Consider the following 19786-nt stretch of genomic DNA (forward strand, 5'->3'; position numbering starts at 1 on the left):
GGCGGCCGTGGCCCGTACCGGCCCGGACGCCGCTCCGGGAGCGCCACGGGCGTGGGCGGCTATCGTGCACGGGTGCACGAGGCGTGCCCGGGAACCCGGGCACGGCGTGAGGGGAGTTCCAGGTGATCGGACGGGCGCTCAACGGGCGTTACGAACTCGTCGAGATACTCGGCGTCGGCGGCATGGCCACCGTCTGGCGCGGGGTGGACCGCGTGCTGGGACGCCAGGTGGCCGTCAAGGTCCTGAACGGGGGCCTCGCCGACGACCCGCGCTTCGCCGAGCGGTTCTCCCGGGAGGCGCAGCACGCCGCGATGCTGGTGCACCCGAAGGTCGTCATGGTCTTCGACTCCGGCGTGGACCAGGGCTCGCCGTACATCGTCATGGAGCTGGTGAACGGACGCTCGCTGGCGGCCGTCCTCGCCCAGCAGCCGCAGTTGCCGGTGGAGCGCGCCGTGGGCATCGCGGCGGCGGTGTGCGAGGCGCTCGCGGTCGCGCACGCGGCCGGGCTGGTGCACCGGGACATCAAGCCGGGCAACATCATGATCACCGACGACGGCGGGGTGAAGGTCGTCGACTTCGGCATCGCCCGGGCCGGCTCCTCCAACAACCTGACCCAGACCGCCACCGTGCTCGGGACGGCCGCGTACCTGTCGCCCGAGCAGGCCACCGCCTCCGCGCTGGACGGCCGCACCGACCTCTACGCCGTCGGCTGCGTGCTGACCGAGATGCTGACCGGCGGGACGCCGTTCACCGCCGAGACCCCGGTGGCGATCGCGTTCAAGCACGTCAGCGAGCAGCCGCTCCCGCCGTCCGCGCGCCGCCCCGGGCTGCCGCCCGCACTGGACGCGGCGGTGCTGCGGCTGCTCGCGAAGAACCCGGCCGACCGCCCGGCGGACGCCACCGCCGCGCGGGCCGAACTCCTCGCCACCGTCCCGGGGCTGGCCGTGGGCGACCCGACGGCGGAGCTGCTCGCCACCGCCGCGCCCACCCAGATGCTCCCGCCGGTCCCGTCCGGGCACCCCAACCAGCAGCACACCACCGTGCTCCCGCCGCAGGCCCCGGCGACCTCGCTGATGGCGCCGGTCCCGATGGCGCCCCCGGCGCCCGCCAAGCCCGCGCGCAGCCGCAAGCCGCTCGTCCTGGGCGCCCTGGGCGTGGCCGGACTGGCCGGGGTCACCGCCATCGCCCTCACCGCCTTCGACACGCCGCCGGGCAACGCAGCCGCCAAGAAGCCGGCCGTCACCGCACCCGCCACCCAGGCGCCCGCGCCGGCCGCGAGCGCCCCGAGCCCGAGCGCCGCGCCGACGACCGCGCCCGCCCCTACGCCGAGCGTTCCGCGCAACCAGCCGCCGGCCGTGCAACTGAACGCGCTGCGCCAGGCCGTGGCCCAGACCCAGGTCGGTGGAAAGGAGCGCGACCGCCAGGTGGAGCTCCTGCGCATCCTGGACGACGCTGCTGCGCGCCTCAACGAGGGCAGCCCGGACGATGCCGCCCAGGACTTGAAGGACGCCCAGAAGGTGGTCCGCGACCTGAGCAAGCGGCACGCCATCGACGGCCCGACCACCAAGGACTGGAACGCGAGGCTCGGCGCGCTCTTCACCGCCCTCCACGCGGCTGCGGACAACCCGAACGACTGACCGGGCCCGGGCGGCGCCGGGGAAGGCCTCGCAGCTCCAAGGGACGGCCGGAAGGTCGGCCCGTTACCGCTCGGGCGGATCGGCTTCGGCTGCCCGCCCCGGACGCCCGCACGGCCGGTACCCGTGCAGGCCTCTGTCCCGGGGCCGGTGGGGCCCCGGGACAGTACGGGCTTGCTCCTGCTTGATCAGCTGGTCTGGAACGTCCACGTACCGAGGGTGGCCCAGTTGCTCCAGGTGCCGCCGTTGGCGTTGTAGCTGTGGGAGATCAGGCCGTCGGCGCCGATGGCGAAGACCTCGGCGGCGTTCGAGCCGGGCTCGTAGACCGTGGCCGGGGCGCCGGCGAACTTGTACGCGCCCATGGTGCTCCAGCCCTGCCAGGCACCGGCGTTGAGGTTGTAGGTGTGGTTCAGGACGCCGTCGGCGCCGATGCCGAACACCTCGATCGCGTTCGTCGAGGCGTTGTACACGGCCGCCGGGCTGCTCGCGAACTTCCAGGTGTCGAGGGTGCTCCAGCCGCTCCACTGGCCGCCGTTGAAGAGGTAGTCGTGCGAGATGACCCCGTCCTGGCCGGTGGCGAAGACCTCGGTCACCTTGTTCGTGGGGTTGTACACGACGGCCGGGGCGCCGGCGAACTTGAAGGAGGCGTCCAGCGCGGACCAGGCCGTCCAGCCGCCGCCGTTGGCGTTGTAGCTGTGGGACAGCGTTCCGTCCGTACCGATCGCGAACACCTCGGCGGTCTTGGTGTCCTGGTTGTAGACGGCGGTGGGGGTGCCGGCGAACTTCCAGGTGCCCATGGCGTTCCAGCCCTGCCAGGCACCGGCGTTGAGGTTGTAGGTGTGGTTCAGGACGCCGTCGGTGCCGATGCCGAACAGTTCGATCGCGTTCGTCGAGGCGTTGTACACGGCGGTCGGGCCGCCGGCGAACTTGTAGCCGGTGTCGAGGGTGCTCCAGCCGCTCCACTGGCCGCCGTTGAAGAGGTAGTTGTGCGAGATGACCCCGTCCTGGCCGGTGGCGAAGACCTCGGTCACCTTGTTGGTCGGGTTGTAGACGGCGGTCGGCTTGCCGGTGAAGTGGAAGGAGGAGTCCAGCGCGGACCAGCCCGTCCAGGCGCCGCCGTTGGTGCTGTAGGCGTGGGAGAGGACGCCGTCCGTCCCGATCGCGAACACCTCGGCGGTCGCCGTATCCTGGTTGTACAGCACGGAGGCCGCCGACGAGGAGGGCGCGGGTGCCGGGGTCGGGGTGGGGGCCGGAGCCGGGGCCGGGGCCGGGTACGGGTTGGCGTGGTCGTAGGCCAGGCCGGCGCCCGCGCCGCAGCTCCCCCACGCGCCCGCGCCCTGCGAGGCCAGGATGTTCTCGGCGACCAGGATCTGCTGCTGCTTGGTGGCCTGGTGCGGGTAGGCCGCGTAGGCGGTGCCGCCGTTCGCCTGCCAGGTGGAGAGCTTGATCTGCAGGCCGCCGTAGTAGGTGTTGCCCGTGTTGATCGACCAGTTCCCGGTGCTCTCGCACTGGGCCACCTTGTCCCAGGTCGTGATCGAGGCGGCGTTCGCCTGCCCGGTACCGAGGGAGGCCGCGGCCATGGTCAGGCCGAGTACGCCGGTGGCGGCGACACCCACCCGGCGGGTGCGGGCGGAACGGGAGGTGCGGGCGGATCGGGAGGAAGCGCGGGTCATCTGAGAGTCCTTGGAGAAGTCGGGGAGGCGGGGAGGACGCCTGCGGCGGCCGGGTCCGGGTGGACCCGGCCGCCGCAGGGGATGACCCGGGATCAGTGGGTGTTGAACTTCCAGGTGCCCACGGCGTACCAGCTGCTGAAGGGGCTGCCGTTGCTGGTGTAGGAGTGCCCGATCGTGCCGTCCTGGCCGATGCCGAAGACCTCGGCGGCGTTGGTGTTCGGCTCGTTGAGGGCCACCGGCGCGCCGGCGAACTTCCAGTTGCCGAGCGCCTCCCAGCCCGACCACGCGTTGCCCAGGAAGTACTTGTGGTTCAGGGTGCCGTCGGTGCCGGTGCCGAACAGCTCGACGGCCTTGGTGGTGGAGTTGTAGACCGCCGACGGGACACCCGCGAACTTGTAGCCGGTGTCGAGGGTGCTCCAGCCGGTCCACTGGCCGCCGCTGGTGCTGTAGGCGTGCGACATGACGCCGTCGGCGGCGCCGATCCCGAACACCTCGGCCGTCTTGTTGTTCGGGTTGTAGACGACGGCGGGCGCGCCGGTGAAGCGGTAGCTCGGGTCCAGCTGGGCGAAGGGGCTCCACGTGGAGCCGCTGGTGCTGTAGCTGTGGGACAGTACGCCGTCGCTGCCGATGGCGAAGACCTCGGCGGTGTTGAGGTCGGACTCGTAGACGGCGGTCGGGGAGCCGATGAACGTCGAGTCGCCCATGGTGGTCCAGCCCGACCAGGCGCCGCCGGCGTAGTACTGGTGGTTGAGCTTGCCGTCGGTGCCGATCGCGAACAGCTCGACCGCGTTCACCGACGGGTTGAAGACGGCGGTCGGCGAACCGGTGAAGTGGTAGCCGGGGTTCATGGTGCTCCAGGAGCTCCACTGGCCGCCGTTGGTGCTGTAGGCGTGGGACAGCACGCCGTCGGTGCCGATGGCGAAGACCTCGGTGGTCTTGTTGGTCGGGTTGTAGACGGCGGTGGGCTTGCCGGTGAAGTGGAACGAGGGGTCGATCGCGTACCAGTCGGTCCACTGGCCGCCGTTGGTGCTGTAGGCGTGCGAGAGGACGCCGTCGGTGCCGATGGCGAAGACCTCGGCGGTGCCGTTGTCGGGGTTGTAGACGGCGGCCGGCGCGACGCCCGTCACCTGCGGGGCGACCGGGGTGGTCACGGGCGGGGGCGTGACGGTCCCGCCGACGGGGCTGGCGTAGCCGCGGATGCTGACGTTGTAGCCCCCGCTCTGCCAGACGACCGTGCCGACCCCGCCCGACGCGGTGTTGGTGCTGACCTTGCCCGGGAAGCCGCCCTGGTTGCCGCCGGTCCAGCTGATGGTGCCGTCGGAGTTGACCGCGGTGACGATCGCCACGTGGTCGTAGTCCGTGCCGCTGAAGGAGCCCGGGTGGAAGAAGACGGCGTCGCCCACGTGGGGCGTGCCGGACAGCCCGCCGTCGTACTTCTCCGCGTAGGTCTGGAAGCTGTTGGCGAGGTCGTTCAGGATGGCCATGTTCTTGACGCCGTTCTGCGCCCAGACCCAGCCGGCGAAGTCCGCGCACCAGGCGTGTGTCCTGTAGCCGCCGGAGCAGCTTGAGTTCTGGTCGGTGCCGGGGGCGTAGTAGCCGGCCCCGCCGTTGCCGCAGTAGTTGCTGCCGGTCTGGCCGAGGGCCGTCGCGGCGATCGAGTCGCCGAGCGAGGCCGCGTGGGCACCGGGGACGGCCAGGATGCTGAGGCCGGAGGCGGCCAGCGTGACGGCGGCGGCGGAGGAGGCGAGGCGGGTACGGACGCGGGACATGGGATCTCCAGGCTGTGAACGGTGTGAGCAAGTCGGGTCGCTGCGGGCGCGCCTGACGGGCATGCGGTCGGGCGGCGGGCATGCGGTCGGGGCGGGCAGCGGGAAGTTCAGGTGCCGGCGGGCGGAGGATGGATCGGCCGTGATCCGGCGGAAGGTGGCCACCCCTGCCGGAGGGGTGGTGCGAAGTTCGGTGAGCGGCGTCGAGGGCCGTACGGCACGGCGGGCTTGCTGGGCGCGGAGGTGTTCGAACGGCGAAGGTCCTACGTGGCCGGGGCAGTGGTCACCCGGCGGTGCGGTCCGCGGCCACTGGCGGCTCGGGCGACAGGTAGCGGTGGCTGAGCAGGGGCGAGGTCCGGTGGCTGCGGGAGATCAGGCTGTGGGCGCGGCCTACGGCGTCCGGCTGGTCGGACGGGTCGCGGCTGAGCAGGTAGAGCAGGAGGTCGATCCGGTCGTACGTGGGCTGTGCGCTGGCGTGCTGGAGTCCGTCGGCGGGTTGGGCGTGCGCCCACAGGGCGTCCACGGCCTCGGCCGCCTCGTTCGCCTCCGCCGCCGCACCGGGGTGCCGGCGTTTCAGGCTGGCGTAGACGATGTCCATCCGGTGCTCAGCCGCCCCAGCCGAGGCTGGCCTGGGTGACGCCGCCCCAGCCGAGGCTGTCGGTGGAGGTGAACGTGGCGGTGGTGGCGGTGGTGGCGGTGGTGGCGCCGGGGGTGCCGGGGGTGCCTCCCCAGCCGAGGCTGTCGGAACCGGCGGCGGTGGAGGTGGTGGTGGCGGAGGTCGTGGCGGGCGTGGCGGGAGCGGTCCCGGCACTGGTGGCCGCCGAGACGGCCGGGGCGATCAGGAGGGCGGTGAGCGAGACGGCGGCGACCGCGGCGGCCTGAGCGATACGGGTGCGGATCATGACGGAGCCCTTCTGGCGTTGACGGAGAGGTGTGCCGGTCCGGTTCGGGCGTCCCGCGGTTGACGCTCCGTCCGGCTGCCGTCCGGGCCGTTCCCTGTCGGGCCTCCCTGGCGGCGATCACTACTTTCGTCGCTCGTCGACACCGCCGGAAGGCCTTCCGACTGTCGCCAATCGGCCTGACGGGATCCGGACATCATGTCGCGTCCATGTCAATCGTGTGCGCCCTGCGTGCCCGCGAGTGCACCCCCTGTGGCGCGCGATACACAACTCACTCCCCGCTCAAATCTGCCCATGTCGCCCCAAACCCCCCGATCTGGATCTTGAACGAGCCGTCGCACCTCTGTTTGGATGCGACCGGCCGTTCGATCGGTGGATGGCCGACGAGTCCGGGGGGAACGCGACAATGCTGGAAGTACTGGGCCTCACGGCCGGGGCCGCCGCCGTCTACCAGGCGATGCTTGACCACCCCGCCTACGGCGTGGACGAGATCGCCGCCCACTGCGGCCTGAGCCCCGTCGACGTGCACGAGCGCCTCGACGAGCTGGGCCGCCTCACCCTCGTCCGGGCCTCCGCCGAGCGCCCCGGCGAGATGCGTGCGGTCAGCCCCGACATCGGCCTGGCCGACATCCTCGCCGCCCAGGAAGCCGAACTCGCCAGCCGACAGGCGGAGTTGGCCGCATCGCGGGCCGCCGTCACGCGCATGGTCGCCGACCGCGCCGAGCACCGCACGACCCACGGCGAACGTCTGCTCGGCCTGGACGCCATCCACGCCCGGCTCGAACGGATGGGCCACAGCGCCACCACCGAGGTCCTCGCCAGCCAGCCCGGCGACCAGCGACCCGAGGACCTCGCCGCCAGCCGGCCCGCCGATGCCGAGGTGTTCGCCCGCGGCGTCACGATGCGCACGCTCTACCAGGACTCCACCCGCAACCAGCCCCACGTGGAGACGTACGCGCACTGGCTGCTCAGCCGCGGCGGCGAGGTCCGCACCGCGCCCTCGATCCCCCCGCGGATCGTCGTGGTCGACCGCACCCAGGCACTCGTCCCGATCGACCCCGCGGACAACCGCAAGGGCGCCCTGTACGTGACCGAGCCCGGCCTCCTGGCAGCACTGCTCGACCTCTTCGAACAGGCCTGGAACACCGCCGTCCCGCTCGGCGCCACCCGCCCCGAGGACCCCCGCACCGGACTCACCGCCACCGAACGCGAACTGCTGCGCCTGCTCGGCACCGGACTCACCGACGACGCGGTCGGCCAGCGCCTCGGCATCTCCTCGCGAACCGTCGGCCGCCACATGTCCTCGATCATGGAACGCCTGGACGCGAGCAGCCGCTTCGAGGCCGGCATCAAGGCCGCCCACCGCGGCTGGCTCTGAACCCGGATCAAGACGCTGATCGGCCGGCGCGCGGTGCCCGAAAAAACTTTCGCGGTCCGGGGCAACCTTTCCGAGGGCGGTGACAACTGGGTGGTGTCCGGACAGGCGGTCCGGTCAGAGACACCGGCTGAAAGAGAGCATCGACATGTTCCCTCGCCCATCCATGTCGCCGGAGGAGTCGCCCGGAGGCCGCGTCCGCCGCCGTGGTCGCGCGTCGTCCCGCTCGGCCGTCCCGGGGGAGCGGCAGACGCACCGTCGCCGTCGGCTGTACCAGCGTCGGGGTTTCTGGGCGGCCGTCGGCCTGGCGGTCGTGGGCGGCTCCGTGGTCGTGGTCAACACGGCCTCGGCGGGCACCACCGTGGACACGAACTCCTGGTATGTGCTGGTCAACCACAGCACTGGCAAGGCGCTGGAGGACACGGGCTACGCCACGAACGACGGTGCTCCGATGGCGCAGTGGAGCCGTACCGGCGACACCAACCAGCAGTGGAAGTTCCTCGACTCGGGTGACGGGAACTACCGGCTGCAGAACCGGAACTCCGGCAAGGTGCTGGACGACTACAACTGGTCGACGACCGAGGGCTCCGAGCTCGTGCAGTGGCGCGACCTGAACGGCGCCAACCAGCAGTTCCACCTGGAGAAGTCGTCGGACGGCTACGTGCGTCTGATCAACCGCTTCAGCGGCAAGGCCGTCGAGGTCCCGGGCGGCTCCAAGGCCGACGGGAGCCACGTCGCCCAGTACCACGACTGGGCCGGCCCCCAGCAGCAGTGGCAGCTCGTCCCGGCCGGCAGCGTCACCGGCAACGGGAACAGCGGCAACGGCGGCAGCGGGAACGGCAGCGGCACCGGGAACACAGGGAGCTCCGGTGGCAGCTCGGCGAAGAGCTTCATGGGCAGCAGCACGGTGCTCGTCGGCGGCTCGATGTCCGACGCCTCGGCGAGTGCGGCGCCGTTCGACGTGCAGTACGCCTATGTGCACAGCCAGCCCGCGCCCTCGTCGGACTACTACACGGCGGCCCGCTGCAAGGACGCGTGGACGGGCTGGTGGGGCTGCTGGAACGGCAGCACCACGGCGCCCGGCACGTACGTGACCTGGCGGGACGCCAAGGCGGCCCAGGAGACCTACCAGGGCAAGCCGCGCCCGCAGAAGTTCCTCTGGACCTGGTACTCGCTGCGCGACCTCGGCGACGCGGCGGGCCAGGGCGACGGTCCGGGCGAGGTCCAGGCCATCAACAGGGCCGACCTGCTCACCCGCTACCTGAACGACTACCGCTTCTTCCTCCAGAAGATCGGCAACAACCAGGACATGATCGACATCGAGCCCGACTTCTGGGGCTACGTCCGGTCGCTCGGCGACCCGCACCAGGTCGCCGCGCAGGTCAAGGCCGCCAACCCGACGGACTGCGGATCGCAGGAGAACAGCGCCGCCGGCCTGGCCCAGTGCCTGATCTCGATGGCGCACAAGTACGCGCCGAACACCGCCGCGGGAATGCACCTGTCCTGCTTCGACTGGCAGCAGAACACCCCGCAGTGCGTCAAGGACTACGCCCACCTCGGCGCACAGAACGCCGACTTCCTGGCCACCGACGAGTCGGACCGCGACGCGGGCTGGTACGCGCAGCCCGCCCACGGCGGCCTCGACCACTTCTGGACCGACCAGAAGGCCGCCGCCCGACTGGCGTTCTACAAGACGATGGCCGAGTCCGTGGGCAAGCCGGTGGTCGTGTGGCAGATCCCCGTGGGCAACATGGCGCAGAACGACACCCTCAACCACTACAAGGACGACAAGGTCGACTGGTTCTTCTCGCACATGGACCAGGTGGCCAACGCGCACATCGCCGGTCTGATGTTCGGCGCGGGGCAGCAGGAACAGACCACGGTCGAGACCGACGGCGGAAACCTGATCAACAAGACGACCGCGTACCACAACTCGGGTGGCACCCTGATCAAGTAGCCACCCGCAGCCGGTGGAGCAGGAAGTCGGCCGGGCCGACTTCCTGCTACTTGGTGTGTTCGCCGGCCTTGATGGCGTGGAGGAGGGCGGCGAGGGCGGCGGGGGTGGTGCGGAGGATGGTGGCGCCTTCGTCGGACTCGCGGAGTTCGATCGCCCCGTCGGTCGTACGGATCTCGACGCACTCATTGCCTGAGGCGCTGTAGCTGGACTTCTGCCACCGGGAGCTAGGCATAGGTGGATTTCACTTCCTTCATGATGGATCGGATGAAGTCGCACGATTGTTCCTCGGAGAGGGCAGTGGCGTCCAAGCCGGAGAAGATCGTTCGGTACTTGGCCAGGTTGGCAGGCGAGTCGAAGAACAGCGTGCCCGGGGCGACGTCCATCTGGACCGTGTCCAGCTCGGGGGTCGGTCCCTCGACGTAGGTCAGGTTCTCACCGGTGCCTGGGAACGTGTCAACGGCGAACGGCACCACTCGAATGGAAAGTTCGGGCCGCTCCGAGTCGTCCAGCAGTGCAGCGAGTTGATCGATGAGCACCAGTGGTCCCCCGAACTGCATGCGGAGCGCAGCTTCGTGGATGAAGGCCCGGACTGGAGTTGTTTGGACCTCTTCCTGGCGCCTGAGCCGGAAGGTTGTTCTGGTCTCAACTTCCTCTGGAGGCAGGGGAGGCACGAGCCGAGCGAACATCGCAGATGCGTAGGACTTGGTCTGGAGCAGGCCGGGCAGGTAGACGGTATTGCAGAAGGAAATCCGCTCCGCGTGACCCTCAAGCTCTGCCACCTCAAGGAAGTCGACAGTCAGGGTGGTGCGGTACTCCTCCCACCAGCCCTTCCCGCGTTCCGAGGCGATGTTCGCCATCGCGTCTATGAGCGGTTGATTGGTGCACATGCACACGGTGGCGATGGTCCGCAGCCGCTCGACGCTGATGCCGCTCTTCCCGCTCTCCATCTGCGTGATCTGGGCGGGCTGGATGCCGAGTTCTCGTGCCAGCTGGCTGCCGCCGAGGCCGGCCTGCTCCCGCATCCGCCGCAACTCGGTACCCAGCCGTCGCTGACGCAACGTTGGGTTCGGTCGAAGGGCCATGGCGTCCTCTCTGCGGGCTATGAGACCAGTGTGCCGCAGGGCTGAGGGGCCGGGTTGCCACGGATGGGGGAACTTCTCGGCGGGAGTCTAAATTTTGTGTCCCCGTGCGTTATGGTCGATGTCATCGATCCGACGGGTCGTCAGTAATGCACCCCTGTCGCACCGCAGAGCAGTCATGCCTCCATCTGACCTGGCTCACGGTGACGTATCCGTCCTTCTCCACTCACGCCTCGGGAGTTCTCCCATGCGTCACCTCAACACGCCCTCCCTCACCCTCTCCCGCCAGTCCCTCCGCAACGCGATGACCCGCGTCGGGTGGCCGCCCTCCGCCATCGCCGACGCCGAACTCGCCCTCGCCGAGCTCCTCGTGAACGCCTGGCGGCACGGCGACACCCCCGCTCCGGTCGTCGAGATCATCGCGGTCAACAACACCCTCCGCGTCTCCGTCGCGGACGAGAGCCCCACCCTGCCGGAGCAGCGCCCCCTCTCCGACCTGGCCGAGTCCGGCCGGGGCCTCCAGCTCGTCGCCGGACTCTCCCGCCGCTGGGGCGTCGACCCGCAGCAGCGTGGCAAGTCCGTGTGGTTCGAGTGCGAGCTGGACGCCGCCTGATGCCCGCCGCCCGCCGCCGTCCGATGCTGCCGACCGACCCCCGTATCCGCGGCTTCACCGACGAGCACATCCGCACCCTCCTGGCCGAAGTCCAGGAGCGCGGCCGGGAGTTCGGCCTGATCTTCCCCTCCGCCTCCACCGACAAGACCATCGACGGCCGCGTCCTCGTCCGCTTCAACACGGCCCCCGCCTCGACCCTCCTCAACCTCCTCTCCCTCCTCCTCGACATCTCCCGCGATCGAGGCACGCCGTGCGGTTCTTGATCGCCGCGGCCTTCGCCGTCCTCCTCGCCCTCGCGATCGCCACGGTCGCCCTGGGCGTCATCACCGCCCTCCGGGCGACTCCACCCCACGAGGACGACTGACACGACCGGACGTCCGGCGGGTCGCGTGCACAGGCCCGCCGCGCCGGACAGGCCCCCTCAGCCCCGCCGCCGGATCCGGCTCTCGACGTTCGACCGGATCGCCCGCGACAGCGTGCCGGCCGCCGCCGCGAGGAACACGAAGTTGTACCCGATCTGCAGCACCACCACGAGCCGCGCCGCCTGCCCCGACGGCGTGATGTCCCCGTACCCGACCGTCGCCATCGTCACGACCGTGAAGTACAGCGCGTCCAGCCGCGTCTCCAGCCCATGGAACTCCGCCTTGCGTGCCCCCAGCACGTAGTACGTCGCCGAGTAGATCGTCATCGTCAGGCAGATCAGGAAGATCAGCCAGGCGACCGGACGCCTGGCCGTCCCGCGCATCACGCCGACGATCTTGGCCACCAGTGTTCCCGTCAGCCCGGCCAGCGCCCCCGCGAACACTGTCCAGCTCACCACCGGTCGCCGGTCGCCGAACCACTCCAGCGGCAGCGTGAAGTACCCGACCATCAGCAGCGCGAATGCTCCCAGCAGCCAGTACCAGGCCCGGACGTCGACGGGCGGCGGCGCGTTCTCGGACATCCCGTTCAGCCTCCTTCCACCCGGCCGGGCTCGTCCAGCAACTCCAGTACCGCGAGCACGCCCACCAGCCCGAGCGCCAGGCAGAGCGTCACCAGCGCCGTTGGACGGTCCCACAGCACGAAGGCGAGTGCTGCCCCCGCGACCGCCGCCCAGCCCAGCCACGCCTTCCAGCGGTGCACGAAGCGCCCGACCGGCCCGAGCCGCAGCCCGGCCCGTTCGGCGACCCGCCGCGCCGCGCCCAGTCCGGCCCGCCACATCCCGCGCACCGTCCCGGCCCGGCGCCCGGAACCGCTGATCCAGGCGCCCAGCGCGACCAGCAGCCCGAGTGCCACCACGACCCGGACGGCGGAGCGCAGGTAGTGCACCAGGGTGTCGTAGATGGCCTGGGCAGCCGCCTGGTCCACCCCCGCCGGGAGCGCGTCCAGGTAGACCGCCCGGAACACGCTCAGCCCGATGCCCAGCAGCAGCGCCCCGGCGGCCATCCCGAGCGCCGCCGCGACCACCGCCCGCCGGCGCCGGACGGCCAGCAGCACCCCGCCGGCCGCGCAGGCCACGGCCAGCACCGGCACCCAGAAACCGGCCACGTCGAGCACCCGCAAGCCGGTCCGCACCTTCGGGACGGCGTCGGACTGCACCAGCGTGTACGAGGTGTGGATCTCCGGGATCTTCGAGGCGATGGACAGCCCGTTGTCGACCAGCGCCGTCTTCACCCGGGCGATCAGCGGGGCGAGGTCGAGCACGACGGTGTTGCCCTTGATCTCGACGGCGCCGCCGCCCTGCCCGGTCAGCATCCGGTCGATCGCGGCGTGCGCCTCCCGGTTGGCGTCCGTCCAGACGGTGGCGAAGGCGTCGCTGTCCACGATGCGCCCGACCTGGGTGTGGACGAAGCCGGCGATCCCGTCGCCGAGGGCCTGGCCGATGCCGCTCAGCAGGGCGCCGAGCTTGGGCCGGTCGTCCGGGGCGACGTCGTCGAGCAGCGAGTCGACCGGGAGCTGCTTGACGATCTCGTCGGTCACCCGGTTCGTCACGGCGGCCCGGACGGCCGGGTTGCGGGCGAGCGGGGCCATCGTGGCCACGTACCGGTCGGTGTCGGAGACCTCGGACTTCGCCCACACGGCGACGGCGCCGAGCGGCGTCAGCAGGCAGGCCAGCAGGACCAGCAGGACGGCGAACGCGGACCGTACCCGGTGGCGCGGCGGGCGGGCCCGCAACTCCTCGGCGAGCCGCGCCTCGTGGGCCTCCACGGCGCTCAGGCGGGCCCGCAGGTCGGCGAGTTCGCCGGCCTCCGAGTCCGACTCCCCACCGTGCGGCTCGTCGGACGGCATGCGGCGGCTCCGTTCCTCCGGTCGGTGCCTCCCAGGAGACAACGGATCACCGGGGACGGCCACTCGGGCTCCGGATCATCCGGGAACGACGGAGGCCCCCGGCGCCGTCGTGGTGACGGTGCCGGGGGCCTCCGGAAGGTCCGAGGGGACTCGGGCGGGACTCAGGTGGCCGACTCGTGCCGCTTGGTCTCGTCCGCCTTGGTGATGTTCGTCGGGGTGACGGCCGGACGGTCGGCCGGCTGCTGGGCGGTGCTCTGCGCGGTGCCCGCGGCCTCGGCCGAGGGGTCGTCCTCGCGCATCGCCTTCGTCTCCGCCTTCAGGATGCGCATCGACTTGCCGAGGCCGCGCGCCATCTCCGGCAGCTTCTTCGAACCGAACAGCAGGACTACGACCGCCAGCACCACCAAGATGTGCCAGGGCTCAAGACCGTTCCGCAGCATCCCTGGCCACCGGTCCCTTCTTGTCTAGAGTCACGGGAGGGCAAAGTACCCGTCCGGCCAGTATGCCTGGCCGTGGTGCGGTACGGATACACCGGCCGGGAAACGCTGGCCGAAATGCGGGTGCCGCCCAAGCGGACCGCGAGCGCCCGACACCCCGGCCGCGCGCCACGGCCGGGGTGTCGAACGTCACAAAAGGGGCGCTCGGTGGACTCGGTGGACTGGGTGGACTGGGTGGACTCGGCGGACTCAGTAGACGAAGGGCACGAGCCGCTTCGACTCCCGCCGGTACTGCGCGTACGCGGGGCCGAGGGCGGCCACCAGCAGGCGTTCCTCGGCGGCGATCCGCCAGCTGTAGGCGGCGAGCAGCAGCGCGAACACGGCCACGGTGGCCGGCCAGCTGCCCACGCCGAGCGCGTAGCCCGTCCACACCAGCAGGCTGCCGCAGTAGCCGGGGTGGCGGATCAGCCGGTACGGGCCGGTGCGGACGACCTCCTGCGTGTCGACGGTGCGCAGGGTGCGGGTGTAGAAGCGGCCCAGGGTGCGCATGCCCCAGGCCCGCAGGGCCAGCCCGGCGGCGATCAGCGCGACGCCGAACCAGCACGCCCCGACGGGCAGTTCGCCGACCGACGCGCGGCCGAGGAGGACGATCACCAGGACGGAGGCGGCGTAGCAGGCGAGCAGCAGCCGGGTCGAGCCGCGGTCGCGGTCGTCCGCGTGCCAGGTGCCGGCGGCGGAGTCCTCGCGGCGGCGCAGCAGCAGCTCGTACCCGGCCCAGGCGAGGACGCCGAGGACGGAGAGCAGGCTCGGCAGGGACATGGTGGGGCTCCTGACGCTCGGGGACCACGGGCGCGGGCCGCGGAGGGCCGCGTGCTCACCACGGTCCTCTTGCCCGGTGGGCCCCGCACGGACCCGGGGGTGGACGCACGGGCTTCCATGGACGCACCCGCTTCCACCCCCGGGTGGAGCGTCAGTCCGTCCGCCGGGCCAGCAGGTAGCCGCGCCGGGTCGGGGCCTCCTCGGGCAGGCCCTCTCGCTCCAGCCGGGCCTCGACGGTGAACCCGGCGGTGGCGAGGTGCGCGGCGACGGCGTCCGTCTGCAGGAAGTGGAAGTCCACGTCGACCTCGTGGCCCCACCACTCCTCCATCCGCCGCACCTCGGTGCCCAGGTGGAACGAGACCAGCAGGAAGCCGCCGGGCCGCAGCACCCGCCGCATCTCGGCGAACGCGGGCGCCAGTTCGCCGGGTTCGAGGTGGATCACCGAGTAGAGCGCCACCGCCGCCGCGAACTCGCCGTCCTCGGCGGGCAGGTCGAGCAGGTCGCCGGTGCGGAAGGCGGCCTTCGGGTGCTCGCGGCGGGCCAGCTCCACCATGCGGGGGGAGAGGTCGATCCCGACGACCTCGGCGCCGCGCCCGGCGAGCCACCCCGCCACGTGCCCCGGCCCGCACCCGAGGTCCGCGACGGCCCCGCCGGCGGCCTCCGCCACGACCACCCAGAGCAGGGCCCGGTCGACCGGCTTGTGCTCCAGCTCGCCCCCGATCCGTTCGAGGTACTCCTCCGCCACCGTGTCGTAACTCCCGCGCACGCGCGCGTGATCAGCAACCATGGGGCCACCCTGGCAGGTCGGACGGCGCTCGCGGGGGGCGTTTCGGCAACCCGCTCCGGCAGCCCGTTCCGGCAACCCGCTCCGGCACCCGGGAACGGCCGATGACCCCCGCCCCGGCCCGGCTCGAACACGGCTGGTCCCCTCCACAACGGGCCGGCGCTTAGGGGTGTGGGCACCGGCCGACGCGGGGCAGTGGTCAGCCTAGCCGCCGTCCGGGGACGCATTTTTCTAGTACAGATGTGTAGATCGAGTGTCCAAGACGTTAGTGCAAGACATTTGTGCAGCCCTTCCGTAGGATCGGGGCATGGGAAACCGCGAAGACCTCATGGCCGGAGCCAAGCGCTGCCTGTACGAGAAGGGCTACGGGCGCACCACCGCCCGGGACATCGCCACCGCCTCCGGCGTCAGCCTGGCCGCCATCGGCTACCACTTCGGCTCGAAGGACGCGCTGCTCAACTCGGCGATGATCGAGGCGATCGAGGAGATGGGGATGGCCCTCGGCGCGGTGGTCAACGCCGCGAACGAGGCCACGGGCGACGCCGAGGAGCGGTTCGTCGCGGTGTGGGACGGCCTCAAGGGCGTCTTCGAGGAGCACCGGGGGCTCTGGGCTGCCCAGTTCGAGGCGCTCGCGCAGGCCGGGCACGAGCCCGAGCTGGCACAGGCGTTCTCGGTGGCGCAGAAGGAGGGCCGGCTCGGCCTGGCGGCGCTGTTCCAGGGGCTGCCCGAGGTGCCGGAGACCGAGGACGAGCTCGCCCGCGGCGCCTTCTACCAGACGCTCCTGGCCGGGTCCGTCGCCCAGTGGCTCGCCGCGCCCGAACTCGCGCCGTCCGGGCGGGACTTCCTGCGCGGGCTGCGGCTGGTCGCGGCGAGCGTGCCGGAGCCCGCCACGCGTTGACCGGTGTCGGGCCGTGACGACGTCAGGCCGTGACGGACGTCAGGCCGTGACGACCGTCAGCAGCACCACCGAGTCGACGTGCGCCAGCAGCCCGTGCCGCTCCTGCGGAACGGGCGCCAGCTGGCCCGCCGACAACTCCTGGCGCTGCCCGGCCACCGTCAGCGCCACCCGGCCGCGCAACACCTGCACGCTGCCGGCGGTCGGCGGGGTGTGCTCGTCCAGTGAGGTGCCGCCGGCCAGGGCGATCACCGTCTGCCGCAGCACCCCGTCGTGCAGCACGAGGTGGGCGCTGCGCCCGTGCGGGCTCTCGGCGGCCTTCGCGGCGTGCTCCACGGCGAGCTGTTCGAGATCGGACATCGCGGCGTCCTCCTGCCTGTCAGCCCAGGTTGGCCGACCGGGCGGGCTCCCGCACCCGGAGATGCACCCGGAGCCGCTCGGCGTGCGGGCCCGGCGGGCTGCTTGCATCGTGGAGGCATGGCGACCAACGACAGTTTCCTCGGCGGGTTCCACGTCAACCGCTCGCTGCTGACCGGCGGTGCGGTGCTCACCGGCGTCGGGGCCGTGCTCGGCGCGGCCGGGGCGGCGATGGTGTGCGCGGCACTGGCCACCGCCGGCCGCGACTGGGTGCGCAGCCGCGAGACCCCGCCCACCGCTCTGGCCCACCGGGCGCTGCACGAGGCCCGGGTGGCCTCCTCCGCCGGCTGGCAGGCCTGGCGCACCGAGCACGGCTCGCCGAACTGACGTTCACCCGTCCGGCGCAGCCGCCCTGGCGGGGTCGGACGGGGTACGGCGGGCCGCCATGGGGGTGCGGCCCGCCGCAGGTCCGTGGACCTGTCGCGGACGGGCTTACAGGCCGAGCGACTTGGCGATGATGCTGCGCATGACCTCGCTGGTGCCGCCGTAGATCCGGAAGACCCGGTTGTCGGTGTAGAGCCGGGCGATCGGGTACTCCAGGATGTAGCCGTAACCACCGTGCAGCTGGAGGCACTTGTCGATGACGGTGGACGCCGACTCGGTGCAGAACAGCTTCGCGGCGGCCGCGTCGGCCACGGTCAGCTCACCCTGCTGGTACAGCTCCAGCGCGCGGTCCACCATCGACTGCTGCGCCACCACCTGGGCCTCGCAGTCCGCGAGGGTGAACTTGGTGTTCTGGAACTCGGCGACGGCCTTGCCGAACACCTTCCGGTCCTTGACGTACTGCACCGCGAACCGCACCGCCGCGGCAGCCGCCGCGTACGCGCCGACCGCGATCGCGAGCCTCTCCTGCACGAGGTTGTGCGTCAGGTAGGAGAACGCCCGGCCCTCCTCGCCGAGCAGGTTCTCCACCGGCACCTTGACGTCGTTGAACGCCAGCTCGGCGGTGTCCGACGTGCGCAGCCCGATCTTCTGCAGCTTGCGGCCGACGCTGTAGCCCTCGGAGTCCGTGTCCACGCACAGGATGGAGAGCCCGGCCCGGCGGTTCTCCGGGTCGTACGGGGCGGTGCGGCAGACCACCAGGACGAGGTCGGCCAGGACGCCGCCGGTGATGAAGGTCTTGGCGCCGTTGAGGACGTAGTGGGTGCCGTCCTCGGAGAGCCGCGCGTGGGTGGTGATGCCGGCGAGGTCGGAGCCGGCGCCGGGCTCGGTCATCGCGATCGCCGTCATGATGTCGCCCGAGACGAAGCCGGGCAGCCACCGCCGCTTCTGCTCCTCGTTGGCGTACTCCAGCAGGTACGGCAGGACGAGCCCGGTGTGCACGCCCGACGAGCCGAAGCTGACGCCCGCGCGGGCGACCTCCTCGGCGATCACCGCCTGGTACTTGAAACCGCTCTCGCCGGCTCCGCCGTACTCCTCCGGCACCTCGATGCCGTAGACGCCGAGCGCGCCGAGCTGCCGGTAGAAGTCGCGCGGGGGGTGGCCGTCGGCCTCCCAGCTCTCGTAGACCGGGACGACCTCGTTCGCGATGAAGTCCCGGATGGTCTCCCGGAAGGCCTCGTGGTCCTCGGTGAACACGGTGCGGCGCACGGGGGCGCTCCCTTCGGTGGTGCCGGTCGCGGCTGAAGGCGCTGGTGAAGGTGCAGGTGGAAGTGCAGCTGAAGGTGCCAGGTGATGGCCCCACAAGTTAATCCCGGGTAGCTTCGGCTGTCCAGGGTCGGCGCGGCGCGGGCCGCCGGGTGGGCAGCGGGTGAGGGCCATGACAAGTGAATCCTTGCTAGCCTTCCCTCGGTGTGGCGGCAGGGCGCCGTGACGGCTTCGGCGGGACTGCGGGAGGGGGCGGCAGCATGGTGGTCCGACGGCCCCCGGGGCGGCGCGCCCAGATCCTCGCGGTCGCGGCCGACCGCTTCCACCGCAGCGGCTACCACCAGGTCTCGATGACCGAGGTCGCCGCCGGCGTCGGCATCACCGCGCCCGCCCTCTACCGGCACTTCCGCGGCAAGCCCGAACTCCTCGACCGCGCCGTCCGCCTCGGCCTGGACGCACTCGCCGACGGGCTGCGCGCCGCCGGCACCACCGCCGCACTGGGCGACGCCCTGGCCACCGTCGCCGTCGGACACCGGCCGCTCGGCACCCTCGTGCAGCGCGACGCCCGGCTGCTGCCGCCGGCCCGGCGGGCGGCCCTGCGCCGCGAACTGCGGGCGGACGTGGCCGCGATGAGCGCCGTCCTGCGCGCCGAACGGCCGGAACTGCCGGACGCGGACGCCGAGTTGCTGTGCTGGTCGGCGCTCTCGGCCTGCGCCGGGCTGTCCTACCAGTCCGTGGCGCCGCAGCCCCGGCGGGCCGAGGCGGTGCTGCGCGAGGTGGTCGGGGCCGTCCTCGGGGTGACCTTCAACGGCTCCGACGGCCCCGAGGGTTGCGACGGACGCGGCATACGGGACGAGGCCGAACCTGTCGCCGCCGTCCCGGGAGCCGGACGTCGGCCCCGGCGCGAGGAACTGCTCGCGGCGGCCGTCCGGCTGTTCCACGAGCGCGGCTTCGACAACGTCAGCACCGACCAGCTCGGCGCCGCCGTCGGCATCTCGGGCCCCAGCGTCTACCGGCACTTCGACAGCAAGGCGCAACTGCTCGCCGCCTCGCTGGTCCGCAGCCGCGAGCGCCTGTGGCACGAGGTGGAGGGCGCGATCTCGGCCGCGGACGGCCCGGATGCAGCGCTGGCGGCCGGCCTGACGGCGTACGTCGGCTTCGCGCGGCGCAACGGCGACTACCTGGGCGCGATGCTCAGCGAGACGGAGCGGCTGGCCCCGCCCGACCGCCGCGTCGCGGTGGACTTCCGCCGGGACTTCCTGCGGACCTGGGTCGGCCTGCTGCGCCGGGTGCGGCCGGACTACGACGCGGTGGAGGCCCGGATCCGCGTCCACGCGCTGTTCGCGCTGGTCAACGACGGCGTCCGGAACCGCCCGCACAGCACCCGCCCGGACCTCGGCGACTGCCTCCTGCGCCTGGCCCGGGCCGTCCTCGGCACGTCCTGAGGGCCCGGCGCGGGAAGAGCGGGGAAAGGGGCCGGGGCGGGTGGGCCCCCCCCCCCGGGGGGGGCGGGGGCCCCCCCCCGGGGGGGGGGCGGGTCGCCCCCGGGGCGGGGGGGGGCCCGGGGCGACTTGAGGGCCTGA

Annotated in this window: 21 protein-coding genes; 8 read left to right on the plus strand and 13 right to left on the minus strand. The window is 72.0% G+C overall.

What is annotated here, in order from left to right:
* Nucleotides 1–122: 122 nt before the first annotated feature.
* A complete protein-coding gene (locus AB0O00_RS05895) occupies nt 123–1637 on the plus strand; it encodes a protein kinase (protein WP_363648863.1) in 1515 nt (504 codons plus the stop codon).
* Nucleotides 1638–1822: 185 nt separating this feature from the next.
* Here AB0O00_RS05895 and AB0O00_RS05900 read toward each other — a convergent pair whose 3' ends face one another.
* From AB0O00_RS05900 to AB0O00_RS05915, 4 genes are all read right to left on the minus strand, one after another.
* On the minus strand, nt 1823–3307 hold the full coding sequence (locus AB0O00_RS05900) for a transglycosylase family protein (RefSeq protein ID WP_363648864.1): 1485 nt from the start codon (nt 3305–3307) through the stop codon (nt 1823–1825).
* Nucleotides 3308–3399: 92 nt separating this feature from the next.
* Nucleotides 3400–5076, minus strand: coding sequence for a CHAP domain-containing protein (locus AB0O00_RS05905; RefSeq protein ID WP_363648865.1), 1677 nt, complete (start codon nt 5074–5076; stop codon nt 3400–3402).
* Between the two features lie 280 nt (nt 5077–5356).
* Nucleotides 5357–5671 (minus strand): hypothetical protein, encoded by a 315-nt coding sequence (locus tag AB0O00_RS05910; protein ID WP_363648866.1) that lies wholly within the window; start codon nt 5669–5671, stop codon nt 5357–5359.
* Between the two features lie 7 nt (nt 5672–5678).
* A complete protein-coding gene (locus AB0O00_RS05915) occupies nt 5679–5975 on the minus strand; it encodes a hypothetical protein (protein ID WP_363648867.1) in 297 nt (98 codons plus the stop codon).
* Between the two features lie 403 nt (nt 5976–6378).
* Between AB0O00_RS05915 and AB0O00_RS05920 the strand changes: the two genes are divergently transcribed.
* Nucleotides 6379–7350 (plus strand): LuxR C-terminal-related transcriptional regulator, encoded by a 972-nt coding sequence (locus AB0O00_RS05920; RefSeq protein ID WP_363648868.1) that lies wholly within the window; start codon nt 6379–6381, stop codon nt 7348–7350.
* 301 nt (nt 7351–7651) lie between these two features.
* Nucleotides 7652–9304: an RICIN domain-containing protein gene (locus tag AB0O00_RS05925; RefSeq protein WP_363648890.1), complete on the plus strand. Its 1653-nt coding sequence runs from the start codon at nt 7652–7654 to the stop codon at nt 9302–9304.
* 46 nt (nt 9305–9350) lie between these two features.
* Here AB0O00_RS05925 and AB0O00_RS05930 read toward each other — a convergent pair whose 3' ends face one another.
* Both AB0O00_RS05930 and AB0O00_RS05935 read right to left on the minus strand, forming a co-directional pair.
* The gene (locus tag AB0O00_RS05930) at nt 9351–9536 is read right to left on the minus strand and encodes a DUF397 domain-containing protein (RefSeq protein ID WP_363648869.1); all 186 of its coding nucleotides are present in this window, start codon (nt 9534–9536) and stop codon (nt 9351–9353) included.
* A complete protein-coding gene (locus tag AB0O00_RS05935; protein ID WP_363648870.1) occupies nt 9529–10386 on the minus strand; it encodes a helix-turn-helix transcriptional regulator in 858 nt (285 codons plus the stop codon). The genes AB0O00_RS05930 and AB0O00_RS05935 overlap by 8 nt, the downstream gene beginning before the upstream one ends.
* Nucleotides 10387–10630: 244 nt before the next feature.
* Between AB0O00_RS05935 and AB0O00_RS05940 the strand changes: the two genes are divergently transcribed.
* Both AB0O00_RS05940 and AB0O00_RS05945 read left to right on the plus strand, forming a co-directional pair.
* Entirely contained in the window at nt 10631–10996 is a 366-nt protein-coding gene (locus AB0O00_RS05940) for an ATP-binding protein (RefSeq protein WP_363648871.1), read from the plus strand.
* Complete coding sequence (locus tag AB0O00_RS05945; RefSeq protein WP_363648872.1) at nt 10996–11259, plus strand: hypothetical protein; 264 nt, start codon at nt 10996–10998, stop codon at nt 11257–11259. Before AB0O00_RS05940 ends, AB0O00_RS05945 begins: the two co-directional genes overlap by 1 nt.
* Before the next feature lie 158 nt (nt 11260–11417).
* Here the strand turns inward: AB0O00_RS05945 and AB0O00_RS05950 are convergent, their stop codons facing one another.
* The 5 genes from AB0O00_RS05950 to AB0O00_RS05970 form a co-directional block, all read right to left on the minus strand.
* Nucleotides 11418–11939 carry a potassium channel family protein gene (locus AB0O00_RS05950; RefSeq protein ID WP_363648873.1) on the minus strand — a complete coding sequence of 174 codons (522 nt, stop codon included), beginning with the start codon at nt 11937–11939 and terminating at the stop codon, nt 11418–11420.
* Nucleotides 11940–11944: 5 nt separating this feature from the next.
* Complete coding sequence (locus AB0O00_RS05955) at nt 11945–13264, minus strand: hypothetical protein (protein ID WP_363648874.1); 1320 nt, start codon at nt 13262–13264, stop codon at nt 11945–11947.
* A 161-nt stretch (nt 13265–13425) separates the two neighbouring features.
* Nucleotides 13426–13704, minus strand: coding sequence for a Sec-independent protein translocase subunit TatA (tatA, locus tag AB0O00_RS05960; protein ID WP_363648875.1), 279 nt, complete (start codon nt 13702–13704; stop codon nt 13426–13428).
* A 246-nt stretch (nt 13705–13950) separates the two neighbouring features.
* Nucleotides 13951–14520: an isoprenylcysteine carboxylmethyltransferase family protein gene (locus AB0O00_RS05965; protein ID WP_363648876.1), complete on the minus strand. Its 570-nt coding sequence runs from the start codon at nt 14518–14520 to the stop codon at nt 13951–13953.
* A 151-nt stretch (nt 14521–14671) separates the two neighbouring features.
* The gene (locus tag AB0O00_RS05970; RefSeq protein ID WP_363648877.1) at nt 14672–15307 is read right to left on the minus strand and encodes a class I SAM-dependent methyltransferase; all 636 of its coding nucleotides are present in this window, start codon (nt 15305–15307) and stop codon (nt 14672–14674) included.
* 304 nt (nt 15308–15611) lie between these two features.
* On the opposite strand from AB0O00_RS05970, the gene AB0O00_RS05975 reads away from it, so the two are divergent.
* Nucleotides 15612–16202, plus strand: coding sequence for a TetR/AcrR family transcriptional regulator (locus AB0O00_RS05975; protein WP_363648878.1), 591 nt, complete (start codon nt 15612–15614; stop codon nt 16200–16202).
* A 39-nt stretch (nt 16203–16241) separates the two neighbouring features.
* On the opposite strand, the gene AB0O00_RS05980 is transcribed toward AB0O00_RS05975, so the two are convergent.
* A complete protein-coding gene (locus tag AB0O00_RS05980) occupies nt 16242–16559 on the minus strand; it encodes a cupin (RefSeq protein WP_363648879.1) in 318 nt (105 codons plus the stop codon).
* A 117-nt stretch (nt 16560–16676) separates the two neighbouring features.
* On the opposite strand from AB0O00_RS05980, the gene AB0O00_RS05985 reads away from it, so the two are divergent.
* Nucleotides 16677–16943, plus strand: coding sequence for a hypothetical protein (locus AB0O00_RS05985; protein WP_363648880.1), 267 nt, complete (start codon nt 16677–16679; stop codon nt 16941–16943).
* 105 nt (nt 16944–17048) lie between these two features.
* Here the strand turns inward: AB0O00_RS05985 and AB0O00_RS05990 are convergent, their stop codons facing one another.
* A complete protein-coding gene (locus tag AB0O00_RS05990; RefSeq protein WP_363648881.1) occupies nt 17049–18206 on the minus strand; it encodes an acyl-CoA dehydrogenase family protein in 1158 nt (385 codons plus the stop codon).
* 257 nt (nt 18207–18463) lie between these two features.
* Between AB0O00_RS05990 and AB0O00_RS05995 the strand changes: the two genes are divergently transcribed.
* Nucleotides 18464–19648, plus strand: coding sequence for a TetR/AcrR family transcriptional regulator (locus AB0O00_RS05995; RefSeq protein ID WP_363648882.1), 1185 nt, complete (start codon nt 18464–18466; stop codon nt 19646–19648).
* Nucleotides 19649–19786 lie beyond the last annotated feature (138 nt).

This window comes from Kitasatospora sp. NPDC093558 (genome assembly GCF_040683475.1).
In the GTDB taxonomy this organism is placed as follows: domain Bacteria; phylum Actinomycetota; class Actinomycetes; order Streptomycetales; family Streptomycetaceae; genus Kitasatospora.

What these genes read in the sequence shown, in the direction of transcription:
- AB0O00_RS05915 (WP_363648867.1), bottom strand. Translation starts at nt 5,975, where the DNA reads ATGATCCGCACCCGTATCGCTCAGGCCGCCGCGGTCGCCGCCGTCTCG.
- AB0O00_RS05950 (WP_363648873.1), bottom strand. Translation starts at nt 11,939, where the DNA reads ATGTCCGAGAACGCGCCGCCGCCCGTCGACGTCCGGGCCTGGTACTGG.
- AB0O00_RS05905 (WP_363648865.1), bottom strand. Translation starts at nt 5,076, where the DNA reads ATGTCCCGCGTCCGTACCCGCCTCGCCTCCTCCGCCGCCGCCGTCACG.
- AB0O00_RS05940 (WP_363648871.1), top strand. Translation starts at nt 10,631, where the DNA reads ATGCGTCACCTCAACACGCCCTCCCTCACCCTCTCCCGCCAGTCCCTC.
- AB0O00_RS05930 (WP_363648869.1), bottom strand. Translation starts at nt 9,536, where the DNA reads ATGCCTAGCTCCCGGTGGCAGAAGTCCAGCTACAGCGCCTCAGGCAAT.
- AB0O00_RS05910 (WP_363648866.1), bottom strand. Translation starts at nt 5,671, where the DNA reads ATGGACATCGTCTACGCCAGCCTGAAACGCCGGCACCCCGGTGCGGCG.
- AB0O00_RS05955 (WP_363648874.1), bottom strand. Translation starts at nt 13,264, where the DNA reads ATGCCGTCCGACGAGCCGCACGGTGGGGAGTCGGACTCGGAGGCCGGC.
- AB0O00_RS05900 (WP_363648864.1), bottom strand. Translation starts at nt 3,307, where the DNA reads ATGACCCGCGCTTCCTCCCGATCCGCCCGCACCTCCCGTTCCGCCCGC.
- AB0O00_RS05985 (WP_363648880.1), top strand. Translation starts at nt 16,677, where the DNA reads ATGGCGACCAACGACAGTTTCCTCGGCGGGTTCCACGTCAACCGCTCG.
- AB0O00_RS05920 (WP_363648868.1), top strand. Translation starts at nt 6,379, where the DNA reads ATGCTGGAAGTACTGGGCCTCACGGCCGGGGCCGCCGCCGTCTACCAG.
- AB0O00_RS05975 (WP_363648878.1), top strand. Translation starts at nt 15,612, where the DNA reads ATGGGAAACCGCGAAGACCTCATGGCCGGAGCCAAGCGCTGCCTGTAC.
- AB0O00_RS05980 (WP_363648879.1), bottom strand. Translation starts at nt 16,559, where the DNA reads ATGTCCGATCTCGAACAGCTCGCCGTGGAGCACGCCGCGAAGGCCGCC.
- tatA (WP_363648875.1), bottom strand. Translation starts at nt 13,704, where the DNA reads ATGCTGCGGAACGGTCTTGAGCCCTGGCACATCTTGGTGGTGCTGGCG.
- AB0O00_RS05970 (WP_363648877.1), bottom strand. Translation starts at nt 15,307, where the DNA reads ATGGTTGCTGATCACGCGCGCGTGCGCGGGAGTTACGACACGGTGGCG.
- AB0O00_RS05935 (WP_363648870.1), bottom strand. Translation starts at nt 10,386, where the DNA reads ATGGCCCTTCGACCGAACCCAACGTTGCGTCAGCGACGGCTGGGTACC.
- AB0O00_RS05995 (WP_363648882.1), top strand. Translation starts at nt 18,464, where the DNA reads ATGGTGGTCCGACGGCCCCCGGGGCGGCGCGCCCAGATCCTCGCGGTC.
- AB0O00_RS05965 (WP_363648876.1), bottom strand. Translation starts at nt 14,520, where the DNA reads ATGTCCCTGCCGAGCCTGCTCTCCGTCCTCGGCGTCCTCGCCTGGGCC.
- AB0O00_RS05945 (WP_363648872.1), top strand. Translation starts at nt 10,996, where the DNA reads ATGCCCGCCGCCCGCCGCCGTCCGATGCTGCCGACCGACCCCCGTATC.